General features: G+C 38.5%; 18 protein-coding genes and 1 other annotated feature. Of the genes, 11 read left to right on the top strand and 7 right to left on the bottom strand.

The window, feature by feature from the left end; all coding sequences use genetic code 11:
• Window positions 1-276: 276 nt before the first annotated feature.
• The 5 genes from PV763_RS15475 (at window position 277) to PV763_RS15455 (ending at window position 8,270) form a co-directional block, all read left to right on the top strand.
• Complete coding sequence (locus PV763_RS15475; protein ID WP_420938169.1) at window positions 277-3,672, top strand: TM0106 family RecB-like putative nuclease; 3,396 nt, start codon at window positions 277-279, stop codon at window positions 3,670-3,672.
• A gap of 48 nt (window positions 3,673-3,720) precedes the next feature.
• Window positions 3,721-4,128, top strand: a complete 408-nt coding sequence (locus PV763_RS15470; RefSeq protein ID WP_420938168.1) for a hypothetical protein — start codon at window positions 3,721-3,723, stop codon at window positions 4,126-4,128.
• Window positions 4,103-5,322 (top strand): IS3 family transposase gene (locus PV763_RS15465; RefSeq protein ID WP_420938167.1). Its coding sequence is split into 2 segments (ribosomal slippage): window positions 4,103-4,379 and window positions 4,379-5,322, totalling 1,221 coding nucleotides; the frame shifts between segments, so codons are not numbered across the junction. The genes PV763_RS15470 and PV763_RS15465 overlap by 26 nt, the downstream gene beginning before the upstream one ends.
• Window positions 4,378-4,494 (top strand) — a sequence feature (AL1L pseudoknot). It overlaps the preceding gene by 117 nt.
• Window positions 5,323-5,373: 51 nt before the next feature.
• Window positions 5,374-6,918, top strand: coding sequence for an McrB family protein (locus tag PV763_RS15460; RefSeq protein WP_420938166.1), 1,545 nt, complete (start codon window positions 5,374-5,376; stop codon window positions 6,916-6,918).
• A gap of 2 nt (window positions 6,919-6,920) precedes the next feature.
• A complete protein-coding gene (locus PV763_RS15455) occupies window positions 6,921-8,270 on the top strand; it encodes an McrC family protein (protein ID WP_420938165.1) in 1,350 nt (449 codons plus the stop codon).
• A gap of 3 nt (window positions 8,271-8,273) precedes the next feature.
• Here the strand turns inward: PV763_RS15455 and PV763_RS15450 are convergent, their stop codons facing one another.
• Window positions 8,274-8,966 (bottom strand): hypothetical protein, encoded by a 693-nt coding sequence (locus tag PV763_RS15450; RefSeq protein ID WP_420938164.1) that lies wholly within the window; start codon window positions 8,964-8,966, stop codon window positions 8,274-8,276.
• A 45-nt stretch (window positions 8,967-9,011) separates the two neighbouring features.
• Here PV763_RS15450 and PV763_RS15445 point away from each other — a divergent pair, with 45 nt between their 5' ends.
• Both PV763_RS15445 and PV763_RS15440 read left to right on the top strand, forming a co-directional pair.
• Complete coding sequence (locus PV763_RS15445; protein ID WP_420938163.1) at window positions 9,012-9,695, top strand: metallophosphoesterase; 684 nt, start codon at window positions 9,012-9,014, stop codon at window positions 9,693-9,695.
• A gap of 832 nt (window positions 9,696-10,527) precedes the next feature.
• Window positions 10,528-10,764 carry a hypothetical protein gene (locus tag PV763_RS15440; protein ID WP_034436202.1) on the top strand — a complete coding sequence of 79 codons (237 nt, stop codon included), beginning with the start codon at window positions 10,528-10,530 and terminating at the stop codon, window positions 10,762-10,764.
• 7 nt (window positions 10,765-10,771) lie between these two features.
• Here the strand turns inward: PV763_RS15440 and bioB are convergent, their stop codons facing one another.
• From bioB to queG, 3 genes are all read right to left on the bottom strand, one after another.
• Window positions 10,772-11,773, bottom strand: a complete 1,002-nt coding sequence (bioB, locus tag PV763_RS15435; RefSeq protein WP_314136497.1) for a biotin synthase BioB — start codon at window positions 11,771-11,773, stop codon at window positions 10,772-10,774.
• 143 nt (window positions 11,774-11,916) lie between these two features.
• Window positions 11,917-12,117: a hypothetical protein gene (locus PV763_RS15430; protein ID WP_314136495.1), complete on the bottom strand. Its 201-nt coding sequence runs from the start codon at window positions 12,115-12,117 to the stop codon at window positions 11,917-11,919.
• A gap of 125 nt (window positions 12,118-12,242) precedes the next feature.
• Window positions 12,243-13,337: a tRNA epoxyqueuosine(34) reductase QueG gene (gene queG / locus PV763_RS15425; protein ID WP_314136493.1), complete on the bottom strand. Its 1,095-nt coding sequence runs from the start codon at window positions 13,335-13,337 to the stop codon at window positions 12,243-12,245.
• A gap of 23 nt (window positions 13,338-13,360) precedes the next feature.
• Between queG and PV763_RS15420 the strand changes: the two genes are divergently transcribed.
• Both PV763_RS15420 and PV763_RS15415 read left to right on the top strand, forming a co-directional pair.
• Complete coding sequence (locus PV763_RS15420) at window positions 13,361-14,818, top strand: NAD(P)H-hydrate dehydratase (RefSeq protein WP_314136491.1); 1,458 nt, start codon at window positions 13,361-13,363, stop codon at window positions 14,816-14,818.
• Window positions 14,819-14,828: 10 nt separating this feature from the next.
• Window positions 14,829-15,101, top strand: a complete 273-nt coding sequence (locus PV763_RS15415) for an acylphosphatase (protein ID WP_253147544.1) — start codon at window positions 14,829-14,831, stop codon at window positions 15,099-15,101.
• Window positions 15,102-15,104: 3 nt separating this feature from the next.
• Here PV763_RS15415 and ruvC read toward each other — a convergent pair whose 3' ends face one another.
• On the bottom strand, window positions 15,105-15,650 hold the full coding sequence (ruvC, locus tag PV763_RS15410; protein ID WP_004278925.1) for a crossover junction endodeoxyribonuclease RuvC: 546 nt from the start codon (window positions 15,648-15,650) through the stop codon (window positions 15,105-15,107).
• A gap of 125 nt (window positions 15,651-15,775) precedes the next feature.
• Between ruvC and PV763_RS15405 the strand changes: the two genes are divergently transcribed.
• Together PV763_RS15405 and PV763_RS15400 are read left to right on the top strand one after the other, a co-directional pair.
• On the top strand, window positions 15,776-16,342 hold the full coding sequence (locus tag PV763_RS15405) for an FxsA family protein (RefSeq protein WP_314136488.1): 567 nt from the start codon (window positions 15,776-15,778) through the stop codon (window positions 16,340-16,342).
• Between the two features lie 117 nt (window positions 16,343-16,459).
• Complete coding sequence (locus PV763_RS15400) at window positions 16,460-17,098, top strand: LysE family transporter (protein ID WP_311203897.1); 639 nt, start codon at window positions 16,460-16,462, stop codon at window positions 17,096-17,098.
• On the opposite strand, the gene PV763_RS15395 is transcribed toward PV763_RS15400, so the two are convergent.
• Both PV763_RS15395 and PV763_RS15390 read right to left on the bottom strand, forming a co-directional pair.
• Complete coding sequence (locus tag PV763_RS15395; protein ID WP_314136486.1) at window positions 17,082-17,288, bottom strand: hypothetical protein; 207 nt, start codon at window positions 17,286-17,288, stop codon at window positions 17,082-17,084. The genes PV763_RS15400 and PV763_RS15395 overlap by 17 nt on opposite strands.
• Window positions 17,289-17,432: 144 nt before the next feature.
• Window positions 17,433-17,678 carry a hypothetical protein gene (locus tag PV763_RS15390; protein ID WP_314136484.1) on the bottom strand — a complete coding sequence of 82 codons (246 nt, stop codon included), beginning with the start codon at window positions 17,676-17,678 and terminating at the stop codon, window positions 17,433-17,435.
• Window positions 17,679-17,944 lie beyond the last annotated feature (266 nt).

The following is a 17,944-nucleotide window of genomic DNA, read 5'->3' as shown; positions in this document are numbered from 1 at the left end:
ACCACTTACCCAAGTTACGCCTTAAATTTGGCTCAATTAGGGGCGCTTTGCATTTCAAATCTTTGTGCAACAAAGCCTCAGTAATGCCAAACTTTTGGATCATCAATACCGTACTTTTGCGTCAGTAATGCCACACTTTTGCATCTGAAAATAAGAAAAGCTGGAAAAATACAAAAGTACTGGGGCTAATTCATAAGACTAAATAATAGTAATAATTATCATATGTTTATAGTAGTATCCATTTTTTAGTACTTTATAAAAATATTTGGGGTAAATATGAAACTGCACAATGATAATTTAATTTTTTCTCCCTCAGATTTGATTTTGTTTTTAGAAAGTCCTTTTGCTTCCTGGATGGAACATTTCAGTCTTATTTCTCCTGAAGCTTTAGATTTTAAAGATCAAGATGATGCAATGATGCTTATGCTCCAGGATAAAGGTGCAGAGCACGAATCATCTGTGTTGGAAGGATTGAAACGACAAGGCTTAACAATTGAAGATATAGGATTAAGCTCAGATAAGAAGGCTGCAACGATACAGGCCATGAAAGAAGGTGCAGATGTTGTTTTCCAGGCTTGTTTAAGTCAAGATCAGTTTACAGGATTTGCTGATTTTTTAGTCAAGGTTCCAGGTTCTAGTCAACTTGGGGACTATCATTATGAAATTTGGGACACCAAACTTTCAAAATCATTACAACCATATTACACCATTCAATTGTGTTGCTATCAGGAAATGATTGCAGCTATTCAAGGTCGTTATTCGGATGATTTTGTCATTATTTTAGGTGATCAAACTCAACAGAGATTGAGAACACAAGAGTTTTACTATTACTATCGATCCGTAAAAAATGCCTTTTTGCAATTGCATGAAAAATTCGATTTGGAAAATCGCCCCAATCCTTCTGATTCTAAGTCATGGGGGTGTTGGAATAACTATGCAAAACAATTGCTCAAAGAGGTAGATCACCTTTCACAAGTCGCCACAATTACACGCTCGCAAATCAAGAAGCTGAATGCTGATGGTATTCAGACGATGCAAGACTTGATTAATAGTGATAAGCCAAGCATTAAGAGCTTGAATACTGATGTATATAAAAGATTAAAAGCTCAGGCCCAAATTCAGCGAAAAAGTGAAGGGCTTGCAACGCCTTTATTTGAAATCATTAACACTCATGAAAAACTAGGATTGGCACTATTACCTCAGCACTCTGAAAATGATGTGTACTTTGATATCGAGGGATTTCCTTTAATTGAAGGGGGGCTTGAGTACTTGTGGGGATGTACATATTTCGATGAAAAAGGTGAGCGTAAATTTATAGATTTTTGGGCTCACAATGAAGTCGAAGAAAAAATAGCATTTAAATCATTTATCGAATGGGTTTATGCACGTTGGCAGCAAGATCCTACGATGCATATTTACCATTATGCAAACTATGAAATTGCTGCATGTAAGAAGCTCATGTGCCGTTATGGTGTTTGCGAATTTGAAGTAGATCAATTGCTAAGAAATGAAGTTTTTGTTGATTTGTACAAGATCGTTAAAAATGGATTGCTGATTGGTGAACCTAAATATTCTATTAAAAATGTAGAACACTTATACCGTGGTAAACGTGAGACAGAAGTGGGTTCCGGCGGCGATTCTGTTGTCGTATATGAAAATTGGCGAGTTAATCCAGATGGATTAATCTGGCAAACATCAAAAGTCCTGAAAAGTATTCGAGACTACAATATTGATGATTGTAATAGTACGCAAGAGTTGGTGGCTTGGTTGCATCAGAAACAGCAAGAATTTGGCATCCAGTATGTAGGAAAAAAAGACATTGTAGAAAAAGAGCTAAGTGAGGAAATAACGGCAATAACAAACTTAAGAGATCAATTATTGAGTAAAGCAGAATCTCTTAAGTCTCACGATATAATTGAGTCACAAATTTGTGAAAACATGGCTTGGGCACTGGAATTTCATCGTAGAGAAGCTAAGCCAGTTTTTTGGCGACTTTTTGAAAGAATGGGCTTAACAGTAGAAGAGCTTTATGATGATCTTGATTGTCTAGTAAACTGTATTCGTACAGACAAAGAGCCATTTAAACCGACTCCTAAAGCAAGAAGCTTAGCATATGAGTATGCATTTGATCCTCATCAAGAATTTAAAATGGCAAATACCACTAGCTTTTATATTCTTGGGGAGGAAGATGAAAAGGGAAACAATCTTAAAGCGACATTATTAAAAGAGCATTCATCAGTTTCAAAAGGCAGAATTTGCTTACAGCTTAAAGAACCGCTGTCTGTTGTGCATTTAATCCCGGATGATTATGTAAATCCAAAGCCTATTCCAAAAGCAATAGAAACAGTAGTCCGAAGCTATTATGAAAACCAGCTCAATGATGATGCTATTCTCCATTTTTTAAGACGGGATTATCCACGCATTAAGGGTATAGAAAAGGGAGAAATAATTGTTTCGAGCCATAAAAACTTAGAAAAGTTGGATCAAATAAAATCGGCAATTTGTAATTTGGATAACTCATATATTGTGATTCAAGGACCTCCTGGAGCAGGAAAAACCTTTACAGGTAAGCATGTTATTGCAGAACTACTTAAGCAAGGAAAAAAAGTAGGCATTAGCTCAAATTCCCACAAGGCAATTAATAATCTTTTGATTGGTGTGGCACAGTATTGCCAAAATGAAAATATTCCAGCTCATTTCTGTTGTACAAAAAATACAGATACTGAAATTGAAAACTTTGGAATTTCAGAAATTAAGAATGACAAAATAGTTGAATATCTTGATGGAGCATGTGTCGTTGGTACCACAGCGTGGGGGTTTTCTCGTGAGGAATTAAATAAGCAATTTGATTATTTGTTTATTGATGAAGCAGGGCAAGTATCGGTAGCAAACTTAATTGCAATGAGTCAATCAGCTCATAATTTGGTTTTAATGGGTGACCAAATGCAACTAGGACAACCCGCTCAAGGTACGCACCCTGGCGATAGTGGTTTGTCTATTTTAGATTATTTGCTAAAAGATCATCCAACAATTGAGCCTAATCGAGGCATCTTTCTCGACACTACCTACAGAATGCATTCAAAAGTAAATGAGTTTATCAGTCAGGCCATTTATGAGGGTAAGTTAAATTCACACAAGTCTAACGATCTGCAAGTTATTCAAGTCCCTGATGGTTATAAGGGGGTATTAAACAAGGAAGCAGGTGTTGTATTCATCCCCGTTGAACATGAAGGAAATACTCAAGCGAGTGATGAAGAGGTTCAAGCGATTCAACATGCTGTGAATGAGCTCATTGGGCGAATTTATACCGATAAGGAAGGTAATAAAAAGCCTATTACTTTAGATGATATTTTATTTGTAGCACCATATAATTTTCAAGTGACTAAGCTTAAATCTGCTTTAGGTGAAAATGCAAAGCTGGGAAGTGTAGATAAGTTTCAAGGCCAGGAAGCACCTATTGTGTTTTTCAGTTTATGTGCAAGTGATGCGAATGATTCACCACGTGGAATGGATTTTTTGTTTGATAAAAACCGTTTAAATGTAGCGAATTCGAGAGCACAGTCTTTAGCGATCGTGGTGGGGAATCCCAACTTAATAAATTGTAATACAAGTAATATTAAACAGCAGAAGTTAGTGAATGTATTTTGTCAGTTAATGGCATATGCAAAATGAATAGCGGAATACATTAATAAATTAATTTAAGAGTTAAAGGATATATAAGTGGCTATTGAAGTTCTAGATAAAAAATATGAATGGATTGAGTTTTATAGGAAAACAGTATTTCCTCATATTCTTGGGTATGAAGAAAAACAAACCGAACTTGCTAATGATTTAAAAAAATTTAAAGAGGAAGTAAGTCATAATTTTCGACCTGATAAAATCTTAGGTGAAAATGGTTTAATAATTGATGATCCGAATCATCATACCGAAATAGATCCTTTTACAGTGTTAGCTTTAATCAATGTAGGAACCACTGAAAAGAGAAAAAAATTGCACAGACTTTTATTAGATAAGTCTTTCGACCTTGATCTAAAAGGTATTGCAGAGTCTGATGAACCGTACCGGGTTTGTCGGAGAGTCAATATTCTGAGAGACTATCCCGATGACAAAATTAAAATATGCCCCTGAAATCAGAGAAAGAGCGGTTCAATTATTGATTGAATCTGAAAAAGATTATCCATCGAATTGGGCTGCGATCACCGCTATTGCTCCCAAGATAGGTTGTACTCCTGAAACACTACGTGTTTGGTATCAAAAATATTTAGATAAACTAAATCCAGTTAAAGTACAGCAGCTTTCAGACCAAGAACGTATCAAACAACTCGAAGGCGAAAATAAAGAACTGCAACGCGCCAATGAGATTCTACGTAAAGCAGCCGCTTTTTTCGCCCAGGCGGAACTCGACCGCCCACACAAATAATGGTGGATTTTATCCATAATAATAAAGAGCTGTACGGAGTCGAGGCGATTTGTAGAATTTTACCGATCGCACCCTCAACCTATTACCGGACTCTAGATCTCTGCGAAAACCCAGAACATCGAGCAAAGCGAGATCTACATGACTTGCATCATGCTGAACAAATTAAACGAATTTGGAAGGAAAGTTCAGGTCGATATGGTGTACGTAAAGTTTGGCAAAAACTGAAACGTGAAGGCTATATTATTGCACGCTGTACAGTTGCTCGATTGATGCAAAAGCTAGGTATACAAGGTGTTTGGCGAGGTAAGAATAAACAAACTACCCATAGCCGAGATGATCAAAAACGAGCAGATGACTTGGTGAAACGCAATTTTAGTGCTGATCACCCTGACCAGCTGTGGGTCGCTGACTTTACGTATATTCAAACAAATTCAGGCTGGGTCTATACCGCCTTTATTATTGATGTGTTCTCGCGAGCAATTGTTGGATGGAAAGTATCAACACGGATGAATACAGACATGGTGCTCGATGCACTGGAGCAAGCATTGCATGATCGAGGCATGCCAAAGAACGTGATTCATCATAGTGACAGAGGTGTGCAATATCTTTCCATTCGTTATACCAATCGTTTAGAAGCAGCAAATTTACGAGCATCAGTCGGTACGACCGGTGATTCATACGATAATGCTTTGGCTGAAACAGTGAATGGCTTATACAAAACAGAGGTGATTGAATATTTAAAAGCAGATTGGCAAGGTTTAGCGGATGTACAACTTGCGACATTAAATTGGGTAGATTGGTTCAATAAAGAGCGTGTACATAGTGCACTAGGTTATGTGCCACCTTTTGATTTTGAAGCAATGTACTATGATAAAATTAATCCGTTAGGTCAGGTGGCCTAACTTAAATAAAAAAGTCTCCGACAAACCCGGTACGGTTCAGATGCTCAAAGTGTGTGGTTTTATCCATATAAGGCAAATGAAAAAAACAAAATAATAGTAGAAAGATCGGTAAAAATTATCCCTAACTTATGGAACTTATTTAAAGATGTTGTCGAAATTCAGAATGAAGATATCGATTCAATAAAAGATCAAGTTTTAGGTATTTTACCCAATGCATCTATCGGAATTAATAAGCTTTCTACAGGATTGAGCCGTTGCCGGCCAGATTTGTTTTTTCCTTTAAATTCTATAGGTACGAAGTTTCTTAATAAGTATGGTATTAACTACACAGATATTTCTGTTAATAACGTAGAAAAAGCATCAAAAGTATGGACAGACTACTGTACTGCTATAACGGAAATAAAAAATAGGTTTGAAAATAAAGAACTCTATGAATTGTATTATCAAGCAGTTTGTGAAGTAGAGTCTGAGAGATGTAAAAATGGAAAAGATAAAAATAAATCGGATGAGAATGAATCTTCTGAATTAGATGAAAATATAAATAATTTAGATTTTCCTCTTAATCAGATTTTATATGGTCCAGCCGGCACAGGTAAAACATATGTAACTATCAGTAAGGCTCTACAAATAGTAGTACCCGAGTGGTGGAGTGAAGATTTAGAAAGGTCTAGATCCACTATTGTTGAACAATACAAAGTTTTAGTTGATGAAGGTAAAATCAGTTTTGTTACTTTTCACCAAAGTTATGGTTATGAAGACTTTATTGAAGGCATCAAAGTTAAGAGAGTAGAGGGACAATTAAATTATGACGTTGAATCTGGTGTTTTTAAAAATATTTGTGAACGAGCAAAAAACAATCCAAATGAAAATTATGTTTTGATTATTGATGAAATTAATCGTGGGAATGTTTCAAAGATTTTTGGTGAGTTGATCACATTAATTGAAGAATCAAAAAGAGAAGGAAAGTCAGAAGAACTAGAAGGTCTAGAAGTTACATTACCATATTCTAATGAGCCATTTAGTGTACCAAATAACCTTTATATTATTGGAACAATGAATAGTTCTGACCGCTCATTAACTTCAGTTGATATCGCCTTAAGACGGCGTTTTGAATTTATTGAAATGATGCCCAAGCCTGATGTATTAAGCGGTATAGATATTGAAGGAGTAAGTGTTCAAGCTATCTTGGAAACCATGAACAAGCGTATTAAGGTTTTATTAGATCGAGACCACTGTATTGGTCATGCGTATTTTACCTCGTTAATAGAAGAACCAAGTTTAGAATTATTGATGACAATTTTTGAAAAAAGAATAATCCCATTATTGCAAGAATACTTTTTTGATGACTGGACTAAGATCAACTTAGTACTAGGTGAAAATGGCATGGTTTATACAATAAACTTGGATTCATCATTATTTCCATCGATGAATCCTAGTGAAATTGAGCATCTAACAAAACGAAATTGGGATGTATATAAGTATTTATTTAAGAATGCTCCATTAGAAAAAAAGATAAATGCTTTAAATCAAATTATAAGACCGAAGAAAGACTATAAAATTCCAAAACCAGAGATTACAGATGAAGAGGCCTCATAATTGTGCTCAGTTTGCGTGAATACGGTGTCATTGAAGACTATGGCACTAACCAACCTTATGTAATAGGACTAGATCATATCTGCGTCCCTACTTCGGTATTCGATTATTTATGTGAGCTTTCTAGCCAAGCTAAAAAAAATGGTGCTGCCATTTTTGAGTTAGAAGGCAGACGTAAAATAAAAGTCGATAACTATGTCGGTATTATTCAAACACCATGTGGTCATACCATTGAGATTTTACCCAAGCATATAGAGCTACCAGTTCAACAGGAAGATAGTAAGAGTCAGGAATTCCACAAAGAAATAGAAAACGTAATTAAAAAAGAACGTGCATTACTCAGAAAAATGCTGCGAGCCTTATGGAAGCTTCCATCCCCTCGAGAAGCAGGCTCAGCCTCATTGGATAAGTTAGATTTACCTTTGAGTGAATGGATCATGAGTCGCTTTTTGGAGGCATGCAACCTATTGCTTCAGCGAGGTGTAAGGTCTGAATATCAATGTGTTGCAGAGCAAAGTGCCTATTTGAAAGGTAAATTGAATATCCAAAGATATCTGACTCAACCAGTGACCGAGCAACATCGTTTTCCGATTGAACATGATATTTTTTCTTTAAATACCGCGCCAAATCGTCTTATTAAAACTGCATTAGAAAAAATCTGTAAACTCACAAAAAATACTGATAATTGGCGATTGGCAAATGAAATCCGTCTTAAATTGAGTGAGGTGCCAACGAGTAGATTGCCGCGTTTAGACTTTCCCCAATGGAAATCAGGTCGTTTATATGCTCAATATGAACCAATCAAAGTCTGGTGTGAAATAGTCCTAGGAGAGCAGACACCATCTGCATTACATGGTGAATGGCATGGAATGAGTTTGCTGTTTCCGATGGAAAAGTTATTTGAAGCTTATGTGCTGAGTAAGCTAGAAGAACAATACTCAGAGCATTACCAAATCCAAAGGCAGAAGAGTAATAAATATTTGTGCCATCATAATGGAAAAGATAGATTTAATCTTCGACCAGACATTTATTTTAAAGCTAAAAAAGATACACATAGCAATATGATTCTAGATACGAAATGGAAATTATTGGATCAGAATAGTGAAGATCAGCGTTATGGAATCAGCGATGGTGATATGCAGCAAATGTTTGCTTATAGTTATATGTACCTTGAACACGATAGTCCAATAGTTTTGATTTATCCAAAAAGTATAAAATTTAATGAAGCTTTACCAGAGTTTCAGTTAAATAAGCATGAAAGAGATCAAGGGAAAAATCCAGAGATATTGGTTCTTCCTTTTGATCTAGATAATGATGAATTAATCGGTTTTGATATGAAAAAATTAAGCCATTAGAGACTATTGACTCAAATGTACGATAGCTAACCTATTATCTGATAGTGGATACTTTGAAAGCACAACGCTAAAGAACACATCTCTATCTTTTGCATATGTTAAATGATCAACAGTATTTTCTATCCGCTGTAAATAGCTAGATTCAGAAGAGAATTCATAGCCTATTGAAAAATTGAAGGATACTGTTTCAGTATTCGATATCGTATTAAGGTAGGTATGGAGTTGTTGTTCATAACTAACATTATCTTGCAATATTTCATGGATATTGATGTATCGATATCCATCTTTATATGAGTCAGAATTAAAAAAATCCTGAGGATCAAGATAATATTCAGCCGAGCAATAGAACTTAATAAAACTATGGTAAAGATTTTCTAAAGCTTGTTGAGAAGTCATCGACTGCTCGTACTTAAATATTAAGGCATGTAGATCATTTTCTAATTTATTCTTTGAACATGTAGGCATGATAAGATGAATTTTATTGCAATTTATTTGTAGATTGCTAAGTTCATCACAGGACTCCAAGATGACAATATGGATTTTATTTTCAGTCTTTCTAGGGATCTGTTCTAAAGTTTTAACTGTAAATAATATAGGGTTTAGTCCATCTTCAAATGGCTTATAAAAATCAAGTGAAATTTTATTATTTGTATAAATAACAATATTTTGTAATGAATCGGAGGCTGTGGTGGTCATGTTCTATAATGTGATTCAAAATTCGTAGAAGGTTTTATTCATAGCATGAACGATATAATAAAGATACTTGTAAACCAAAATTATAATTCAGTTTATATCGTTGGAGATCTTCACGGATCTTACAGTCTTCTAATGCAAGAGCTTCATCTAAAGAATTTTGATTTTGAAAATGATCTACTGATATGTACAGGAGATATCATTGACAGAGGTACTGAAAATTTAGAATGTATTTCATTACTCGATCAAAAATGGTTTTTGACTGTGCGCGGTAATCATGAAGAAATGTGTATTCGAGGACAGCATGATCCTAAAATGAAAGACATGCATGCAAGGAATGGGGGAGCATGGTTTTATAGACAATTTCAAAAGACACGACAGCGAATTATTGATCAGTTAGCAAAGTTACCATTGGTGATTGAAGTTGAGCTGAAAAATAAAAAGGTAGGTATTGTTCATGCTGATATTGATATTCATGATTGGAATGCCTTTAAGCACGATATTGCACAAGGTGACTACAAGATTTCAGGTGTCAGTTCTGCTTATGCGAACGCGCTGTGGGGGAGAGGACGAATTCGTCAGCATTCCGCTCACTATGATGTTGTCGAAAATATTGATGAAATATATCTAGGTCATACCATTGTAAAAGAGCATACTCAAATCGATAATTGCCATTATATTGATGTTGGTTCCTCTTTTACCAAGAAGCTGTGTATTGTCAAAATTCAATGAATTAGCGATGTGGTAGGGGAGTTTGGTGGTGAAAAAAGCTTAATTGATCAAAAAAGAAACAGTTAAACTATGTATCCTAGCTTGTATCCTGTAATTTTTAAAAATAAATTAATTTAATAAAAACAATAGGGTAGGTAATAGTTTTCGTCTGTCTGGGCCCACCATATAAAACAACCCCTTACGTGCATTAATCGTAAGGGGTTTTTTGTTTTTGGATATTATGAAATCTGAAGTAAGCAATTCACTTAATTGATCGTCGTTCTTATCTCGAAGGGCTTAAAATGGGTTGCCTCCACTGATAATGAACTTTTCTAGTTTGCCTTTCAATAAAGATTCTTCGTTACCAGTTTAATAAAAAAGCATCTCCCTCAGATATTACTTTTGTTATCTAAATTCCATAAACATCCTCTTTAATCAAAAAAAGTTCATATTTATGAAATAATTGTGATGTAGTTCAAAGAATATCTGCAAAAAAAGTGAAAAGTAGATGAAATGCATTTTACAACTGAAAAAATTATGCTAATTAATATGAGATGATTTTTTAGTCAAAAATCATGATGTTTCAGGACGGAATATCTTAAGAAGCGTATTAAAAAAATGATTAAACAGGAGTTTCAATGATGCTTCAGCTTTTAAGAAAATTGTTTTGTTTGCATATTTATGAATATGAGCAAATGCAAGAAATCGGGGAACACAGGGAGTGTCGTAAGTGCGGTACGAATAAGGACTAAAGTTTTTGCAAGAAAAGTGAGCAATGGCTCACTTTTTTATGCTTGTTATGGGCTAATTTCCGTTAAAATTAAAGGGAAATTTCATCACGATGAACAGGCATATGAGTAAAGATTTTCATGCAGATACCTATATCGTCGACAGCAACCTGGCAGATACGCTGCACTGGCTCAGCCTGCATCAAGATAGTTATGACTCCTTTAGCTATGATGCAGTCACGCAAGCGCTGATGGTGCATCATGCCAATGGAGTAGATCAAATCCGAGTCGGAGATTATCTGAATGCCCGTTATGGCATTTTAATTACTGCACATAACTTTTCTGCGAGTTCATCAAGTTAAACAGTTGTTAGCTTGCCATGGCATCTGTAGCCAGACTGCGAACACTCGGTTTTGGCTGTTCTGCAACTAAACCTAATTTTGCAAAAAGTTGCTGATCACGACCCTGAGCTGTATTGGGAGTCGTCAGCAGTTTTTCGCCAGAGAAAATAGAATTGGCACCGGCCATAAATGCTAGCGCTTGATCCGAATCGCTTAAGGATTCACGGCCGGCAGAAAGGCGAATATAACTTTTTGGCATCAGCAACCGTGCTACTGCAATGGTACGAATCCACTCAATCACATCCAGTTTTTCTACATCTGCCATCGGTGTACCTTCAATCGGTACCAACATATTAATCGGCACGGATTCAGGATGAATTGCCAGAGTTGCAAGTTCATATAACAAACCAATCCGGTCATCACGGCTTTCGCCCAGACCCACAATACCGCCACTACAGACTTTCATGCCAGCCTGACGTACATGATCCAGAGTATCCAGACGATCATCAAAGCTACGCGTGCTGATGATATGTGAATAGTATTCACGAGAAGTATCCAGATTATGGTTGTAATAATCCAGTCCCGCATCTTTCAAGCGTTCAGCTTGCGATCCATTTAGCATCCCCAGTGTCATGCAGGTTTCCAGACCGAGTGCTTTGACTTCACGCACCATTTCCAGCACATAAGGCATATCGCGTTCATGTGGGTTGCGCCATGCAGCCCCCATACAGAAACGTGAACTTCCTGATGCTAGCGCCTGTTTGGCTTCCTGAATCACTTTATCGACCGCAATGCGTTTTTCAGCTTCCAGTTTGGAATCATAATGCGCTGATTGTGAGCAGTATTTACAGTCTTCAGGGCATTTACCTGTTTTAATCGAGAGCAGGGTACTGACCTGAACGGTATTCACAGTGAAATGTTCACGATGAACCTGTTGCGCTTGGAACACTAAATCCATTAAAGGCTGTTGATATAGAGCTTGTATTTCTTCACGTGACCAATCATTACGTACCGCATCACTACTGTTCATCTCTTTCCCTGTCTATGCTTATTTATCATTCAGTTCATCTTAATAAAAATAAGCTTTTGCTTCACTAGCAAAATATGACCTTATATTAAATAACAAAGCCCACACGGGGTGGACTTTGTCATTATATTCAATCCTGCAAATTTTTATTCACGATGACCACCATGAATATTCTGATTTTGCAGATCGTCACGATGCTGCTTGTTCAGCACTCGTTCATCCTGTTCATGCTGATTGTTTTTTGGGGAATTAATCGGGCCATGTTGCGGCTGCTGCTGTTGTTGCTTCTGCTGGTCATGCTGAAGCTGCTCAAGCAGTTTTTGATTTGGATTTTTTGATGACATCATCTTTCCTCCACTTCATTTCTGACTATTTTTATTTATGCCATAGTCTGAAACACGGGTGTGTAAGGCTTTTAAGTGAAACTGTGAATCTAGGTAAAGTTGAAATATATTTTAATAGTGATAGAAAATTAGCTGGATTTTGCCAGTTGTTCTTGAATCGCCCAATCGATATGTACCTGCACAATTTCATCATGCTGATCACGCTGTTGCTGGAGTGCCTGAATAATTTGCCCATCAAAGGGCGCATTGCCCAAACCAATGGCGATATTGCGCATAAAGCTTTGATAACCGGTACGACGCATCGGGCTGCCTTCAGTGGCACTTAAAAAGGTCGCTTCATCCCATTGCCATAAATCCAGTAAACTCACCTGATCCAGACCATGACGCGGATGAAAATCCTCTATCGAGGTGACTTGGGCAAAACTGTTCCAGGGACAAATCAGTTGGCAGTCATCACAACCAAAAACACGGTTGCCAATTCCGCGTCGTAAATCTTCTGGAATAATGCCTTTATATTCGATCGTCAGATAGGCGATACAGCGTCGTGCATCCAGCATGTACGGTTCGACAATCGCTTGAGTCGGACAGATGTCGATACAGGCAGTACAGGAGCCACAATGTTTCGTCGCAGGTTCATCAAAGGGCAGTTCCAGTGAAGTAAACAATTCACCCAAAACAAAGAATGAGCCTGATGTTTTATGAATCAGAAGGGTGTGTTTACCTGTCCAGCCCATACCGGCACTTTCAGCCAGCGATTTTTCAAAAATTGGCGCAGAATCGGCAAATGGGCGTGATTCAAAATCTCCGACTTTTTCCCGGATTTTTGTCGCCAGAGTTTTCAGGCGACCCCGCATGGTTTTGTGATAATCTCGGCCACGGGCATAACGCGCGATAATGGCAGAGTTGGGTGCATAAGAGATATAACGTGGTTCTGGTACCTCGACCAGATAATCCATACGCACACATATAATGCTGCGTGTGCCGGGAACTAGCAAAGTGGGATTGGCACGTTTTTCCAAATTCTCTTCCAGAAACTTCATGTCACCATGATAACCACGATCCAGATATTCCTGTAAGCGTGCTAATTCTGCTTGAGCATCCGGTTTGGCAATGACACAATCAGAAAAACCCAATTCTAAAGCCTGCGCTTTAATCCATGCTTTTAGCTCAGCTGGATCTTGTTGATAAACTTGAATTTGCGCGTGAGAATCGGGAGTTGTCATAAACCAAAGACAGGGAATAAGAAATGCAGCAACAAGTTTACCATAGCCGCGATCTACAAGCATGGGAGCAGCGCTGGTTTCAGCAGCAAAATAGTTCCTACGGTTTAATGCAACAAGTTGCCTGGGGGATTAGCCAGCGGCTGATCACTTTATTTTCCCAGCAAAAAATAAAAAAAATCGCTGTCTGCTGTGGTCAGGGCAATAATGCCGGCGATGGTTATCTGGTGGCCAAATATTTAAAACAAGCCGGTTTTCAAGTTGATATTTATGCAGCTGAACTGGGCAGTTCCAAAGATCTGGCATCGGCTGTGCAGGAAGCCAAGCAAGCCGGTTTGCAGCCTTATTCACATTTTAATTTTCAATCTGAATATGAGGTCTATATCGATGCCTTATTCGGAATTGGTCTAAACCGTCAGCTGGATTCTGACTGGCAAAATGTTATTCAAACGATCAATCAGCAAACTGGACTCAAAATCTCAATTGATATTCCGAGTGGATTGGATGCCAATACCGGCCAGCCTTTGCCTGCTGCGATCAAAGCTGACTATACTTTCACGGGTTTGGGGCTCAAGGCAGGACTGTTTACCGGACAAGGCAAAGAATATGCGGGCAAGATCGAACTGATTTCTGCTATCCCGACAGATACTGAGCTTCAACCAATTGCTTGTCTTTCATCACATCAGATTCAATTGCCCAAGCGTGAAGCCTTTGGTCATAAAGGCAGTTATGGTCATGTTCTGGTGATTGGTGGACATGCCGATATGGGCGGAGCAGTGATTATGGCTGCTGAAGCAGCATTTGCTGCCGGAGCAGGTAAAGTGACGATCGTTTGTGATGCAAAACACCACACCGCGATTTTGTCACGTGCGCCAAATATTATGCTGCGTGATATCAATCTTTTAACTCAGGAGCAACGCCAAGCACTGATTCAGCAGGTCGATGCAGTCTGTTTTGGCATGGGATTAGGTCGTGATTCTTGGTCAGAGCAACAATATACAGCTTGGTTTGAGCTGACTCAGCAATCTGATCTGGAGGTTGTTTTGGATGCGGATGCCTTATGGTTTCTGGCCAAGCAGCCTCAAGTTTTGAATTCCCAGACTTATGCCACACCACATCCAGGAGAAGCTGCAACTTTGCTAGCATGTAGCACTGCGGAAGTTGAAATGGATCGGATTGCAGCCATTCATGCCCTGCAACAAAAATATCAGGGACAATGGGTGCTAAAAGGTTCAGGCAGCCTGATTCTGGAAGAAAAACTTTATATATGCACAGCTGGAAATGCCGGTATGGGGACGGGTGGAATGGGAGATGTGCTGGCCGGCATGATTGCTAGTCTAAAGGCACAATTTAAACAAAAAATTCATTTGCATGAAATTGTGACGCTGCATGCACTTGCAGGTGATGAACTGGCCAAAAATGGCGAACGAGGTTTGCAGGCGCAGGATATGAAGCATGCGATTTATCAGGTGGTGAATCGCTAAGGAGAATAGTGTGCCAGTCATCAAACTGAATATTTCAGGCCAAGTCCAAGGAGTCGGATACCGTTACTGGTTTGCCGAGCAGGCTCAAGCACTTGGACTGAAAGGATATGTGAAGAACTTGAGCACAGGTGAGGTGGAGGCGGTTATTGTTGGAACAGATTCACAACTTAGCGAAATGATTGCACGAAGTTGGCAAGGGCCTGCTCGTGCAACTGTAAAATCTGTTATGCAAGAGTATCTGGAATCTGAGCTAGATGTTCAAGACTTTATAATATTGCGTTAAACCTTATCGACGACGGCTACTGACGCGACTCCGGCCGCGTGCCATACCGCCCAACGCATTCAATACCGCCATTTTACTCATACTTCCTGAGGCGTGGGCATGACAAATAGCAGCAGCTAAAGCATCGGCGGCATCCTGCTGCGGTTTGATGCTGAGTTTTAGAATATTCATCACCATCATCTGCACCTGTTCTTTATCCGCAGCGCCATAACCCACCACCGACTGCTTGATCTGGCGCGCAGTATATTCAGCGACTTTCAAATCCAGATTGACCAGTGCCGCAACAGCAGCACCACGGGCCTGACCGAGTTTTAAGGCAGAATCCGGATTTTGTGCCATAAAGACCTGTTCTACCGCAGCTTCAGTGGGACCATAAAATTTTACAATGCGCTCCACGCCGGCAAAGATACGTTTTAAACGTTCAGGCATTTCTGTTGTTTCTGTTCTGATGGTGCCGGCATCAACAAAAGTCAGTTTGGAGCCGTCTTTTTCGATAATTCCGTAACCGGTTAAACGAGAACCGGGGTCAATCCCAATAATTAATGACATGCCCGCACTTTAAAAATAGAATAATGCCCATATTGTTACATAAGCGTATCAAAAAAGCTTGATCCTGATGAAGCAGTTGATTCCAGCATCCTATTATTTATTTTACTGAGATTAGATTAATTTTCATGAAATTATTTCTTATTATCCTTGCAGGCTTAATCCTAGAAGTATTTGTCTGGATTGGCGTGGGTGACCTCGTCGGGAGCATGTGGTACGTATTTTTCTGGTTTGTAGCCGCATTTTTTATTGGTATGAATCTGATCCGTAAATACTCGGCCGGTGTAATACCACAAATGCAGCAAATGCAGATGGGACAGATGAGTGCAGATCCTGCATTAACAGGAAATTTACCTAAAATTCTGGCAGGTTTCTTTCTGCTTATTCCTGGATTGATTACCGACGTATTGGCAGTATTGATGCTCATTCCAGCGGTTCAGCAGGTTTTTAAGGCTGCTATAATGAAAGCGATGATGAAACGTCAGCAACTCATGATGGAAAAAATGATGGGTGGCATGATGGGCGATATGGGTGGTGCACAAGGCCAGAACCCATTTGCCGAGATGATGCGTCAAATGCAGGATATGCAAAATCAGCAATCAGGTCGCGGTGATTCCAACATTATTGATGGTGAAGCACGTGAAGTGAGACCTGAGGCGAAAAAAATTGAAATGAAAGATATCAATCCAAAATAAATGTTTTATTTAAAAAATTCTATTTAAGCCGAATCTGATGATTCGGTTTTTTATTGGAGCTTTCTAATCTCTTTGAACAAACGTTATAATATATTTTTATAAATTTACCTTATTTTAATGTCTCTGCTTTTTACGATCTGTCTCCTGCATTTTGTTGCTCAACTCAGTCCCGGCCCCGATATCTTACTTATTGCCAAAAGTGCTGCATCCACCACACGCCAGAATGCCCTGAAAATTATTGCAGGGATCTCTGCCGGTATCGTGGTTTGGGTAGTACTGACACTTGCGGGTTTTACTGTGTTAATTGGCCAGTTTCCATGGATCCAGCACGCCTTAATGCTTTTGGGTGGCATGTTCCTGGCGAAGATGGGATGGGCCATGTTAAAGGGTGGTGTGCATAGCTTTAAAAATAGACATCAGACCGACGACGATACGAATGGACAGGTGCAAGCTAAAAACTATTTTATGTTGGGCTTATGGACCAATCTTTCTAATCCAAAAACACTGATCTATTTTAGTAGCGTATTTTCACTGGCCTTAAGTTCATCTGCTTCAGATTATTTGAAAACACAGCTCGCAGTGATTATTCCTTTGCAGACCTTTATCACCTTTGCTTTATTGATGCTGTTGATTTCCCAACCAAAAATTAAAACCTTGTACCAGCGTTCGGGGAGTTATATTGATATGATTTCAGGCGGACTATTTCTGCTATTTGCATTGTGGTTATGGTATGACGCACTTATTCTAATGAATTAAGTGGTATATCTTCATTTAATGCTGGAGAAGTTGGTGAGGTCGGGGCAGGAGAGGCTGCATTGTCTGGTGTTTTAACCGCAGTTTGATAACGATTAGGCTTTAAGGTGGTTTCAGTATTTTCAGAGCCTTGATAACTGCGGCTACGGTTGGCGCGCTCACGCAATCCACCTTTTTTAATTAACTGAACCATAGCACACCTCTCATTCAAAACCACAGCTATTGTAAATCAAATCTGGATTTGATGAGGCTATTTTCCCCATCGCTATTTGAATTATTCAAGATTAATAAAAAGACCTGTTTGAACCAACAGGTCTTTACTGTCAGATGAATAAATTTAGCGAAGTCCTTTATCTTCTTCTTTTAAAACATCCAATAATGAGTGTTGTACAGGAACTTCTTGTTGTGACTGCACATACAAATGCACCACTTTAAACACAATTGCTGTAACGAGGCAGGCTACTAGACACAAAACCCAGAAACCAAAAGGGCTGCGAATATGATGTGAGCCGCAGTTTGAGCATGATTTTTCTGTAGAGTCGACTACTTTTTCACAACAGGCACAATGATATTGATACTGCATTTTTCTTCTCCCAGGATGTTATCCTTTTTATTCTTCGATCATGAAAGATGATTTGTTGCTCTATCATAGGAGAGCTTTTCTGGGCTGACAAGACGAGATTGCCGACAATTACATAGTATCTATATAGGATAAAAATTAATTACATGACTAAGATCATATCAAGAAAATGATTAAATGATTCATTATTTGCTCTGTACACGACAAATTTCACAGAACCCTTATCCTATCAGGCTTCTGTCTTCTTAAAATTGCCAGAATTTCCTTAA

The sequence above is a fragment of the Acinetobacter sp. AS5 genome (genome assembly GCF_048957595.1).
Taxonomy (GTDB): Bacteria; Pseudomonadota; Gammaproteobacteria; order Pseudomonadales; family Moraxellaceae; genus Acinetobacter.
This window is presented reverse-complemented; position numbering and strand designations above follow the sequence as displayed.

Coding starts and splice junctions, on each gene's coding strand:
- PV763_RS15450 (WP_420938164.1), bottom strand. CDS start 8,966: ATGACCACCACAGCCTCCGATTCATTACAAAATATTGTTATTTATACA.
- PV763_RS15405 (WP_314136488.1), top strand. CDS start 15,776: ATGAAATTATTTCTTATTATCCTTGCAGGCTTAATCCTAGAAGTATTT.
- PV763_RS15395 (WP_314136486.1), bottom strand. CDS start 17,288: ATGGTTCAGTTAATTAAAAAAGGTGGATTGCGTGAGCGCGCCAACCGT.
- ruvC (WP_004278925.1), bottom strand. CDS start 15,650: ATGTCATTAATTATTGGGATTGACCCCGGTTCTCGTTTAACCGGTTAC.
- queG (WP_314136493.1), bottom strand. CDS start 13,337: ATGACAACTCCCGATTCTCACGCGCAAATTCAAGTTTATCAACAAGAT.
- PV763_RS15440 (WP_034436202.1), top strand. CDS start 10,528: ATGAGTAAAGATTTTCATGCAGATACCTATATCGTCGACAGCAACCTG.
- PV763_RS15445 (WP_420938163.1), top strand. CDS start 9,012: ATGAACGATATAATAAAGATACTTGTAAACCAAAATTATAATTCAGTT.
- PV763_RS15420 (WP_314136491.1), top strand. CDS start 13,361: ATGCAGCAACAAGTTTACCATAGCCGCGATCTACAAGCATGGGAGCAG.
- PV763_RS15475 (WP_420938169.1), top strand. CDS start 277: ATGAAACTGCACAATGATAATTTAATTTTTTCTCCCTCAGATTTGATT.
- PV763_RS15400 (WP_311203897.1), top strand. CDS start 16,460: ATGTCTCTGCTTTTTACGATCTGTCTCCTGCATTTTGTTGCTCAACTC.
- bioB (WP_314136497.1), bottom strand. CDS start 11,773: ATGAACAGTAGTGATGCGGTACGTAATGATTGGTCACGTGAAGAAATA.
- PV763_RS15390 (WP_314136484.1), bottom strand. CDS start 17,678: ATGCAGTATCAATATCATTGTGCCTGTTGTGAAAAAGTAGTCGACTCT.
- PV763_RS15430 (WP_314136495.1), bottom strand. CDS start 12,117: ATGATGTCATCAAAAAATCCAAATCAAAAACTGCTTGAGCAGCTTCAG.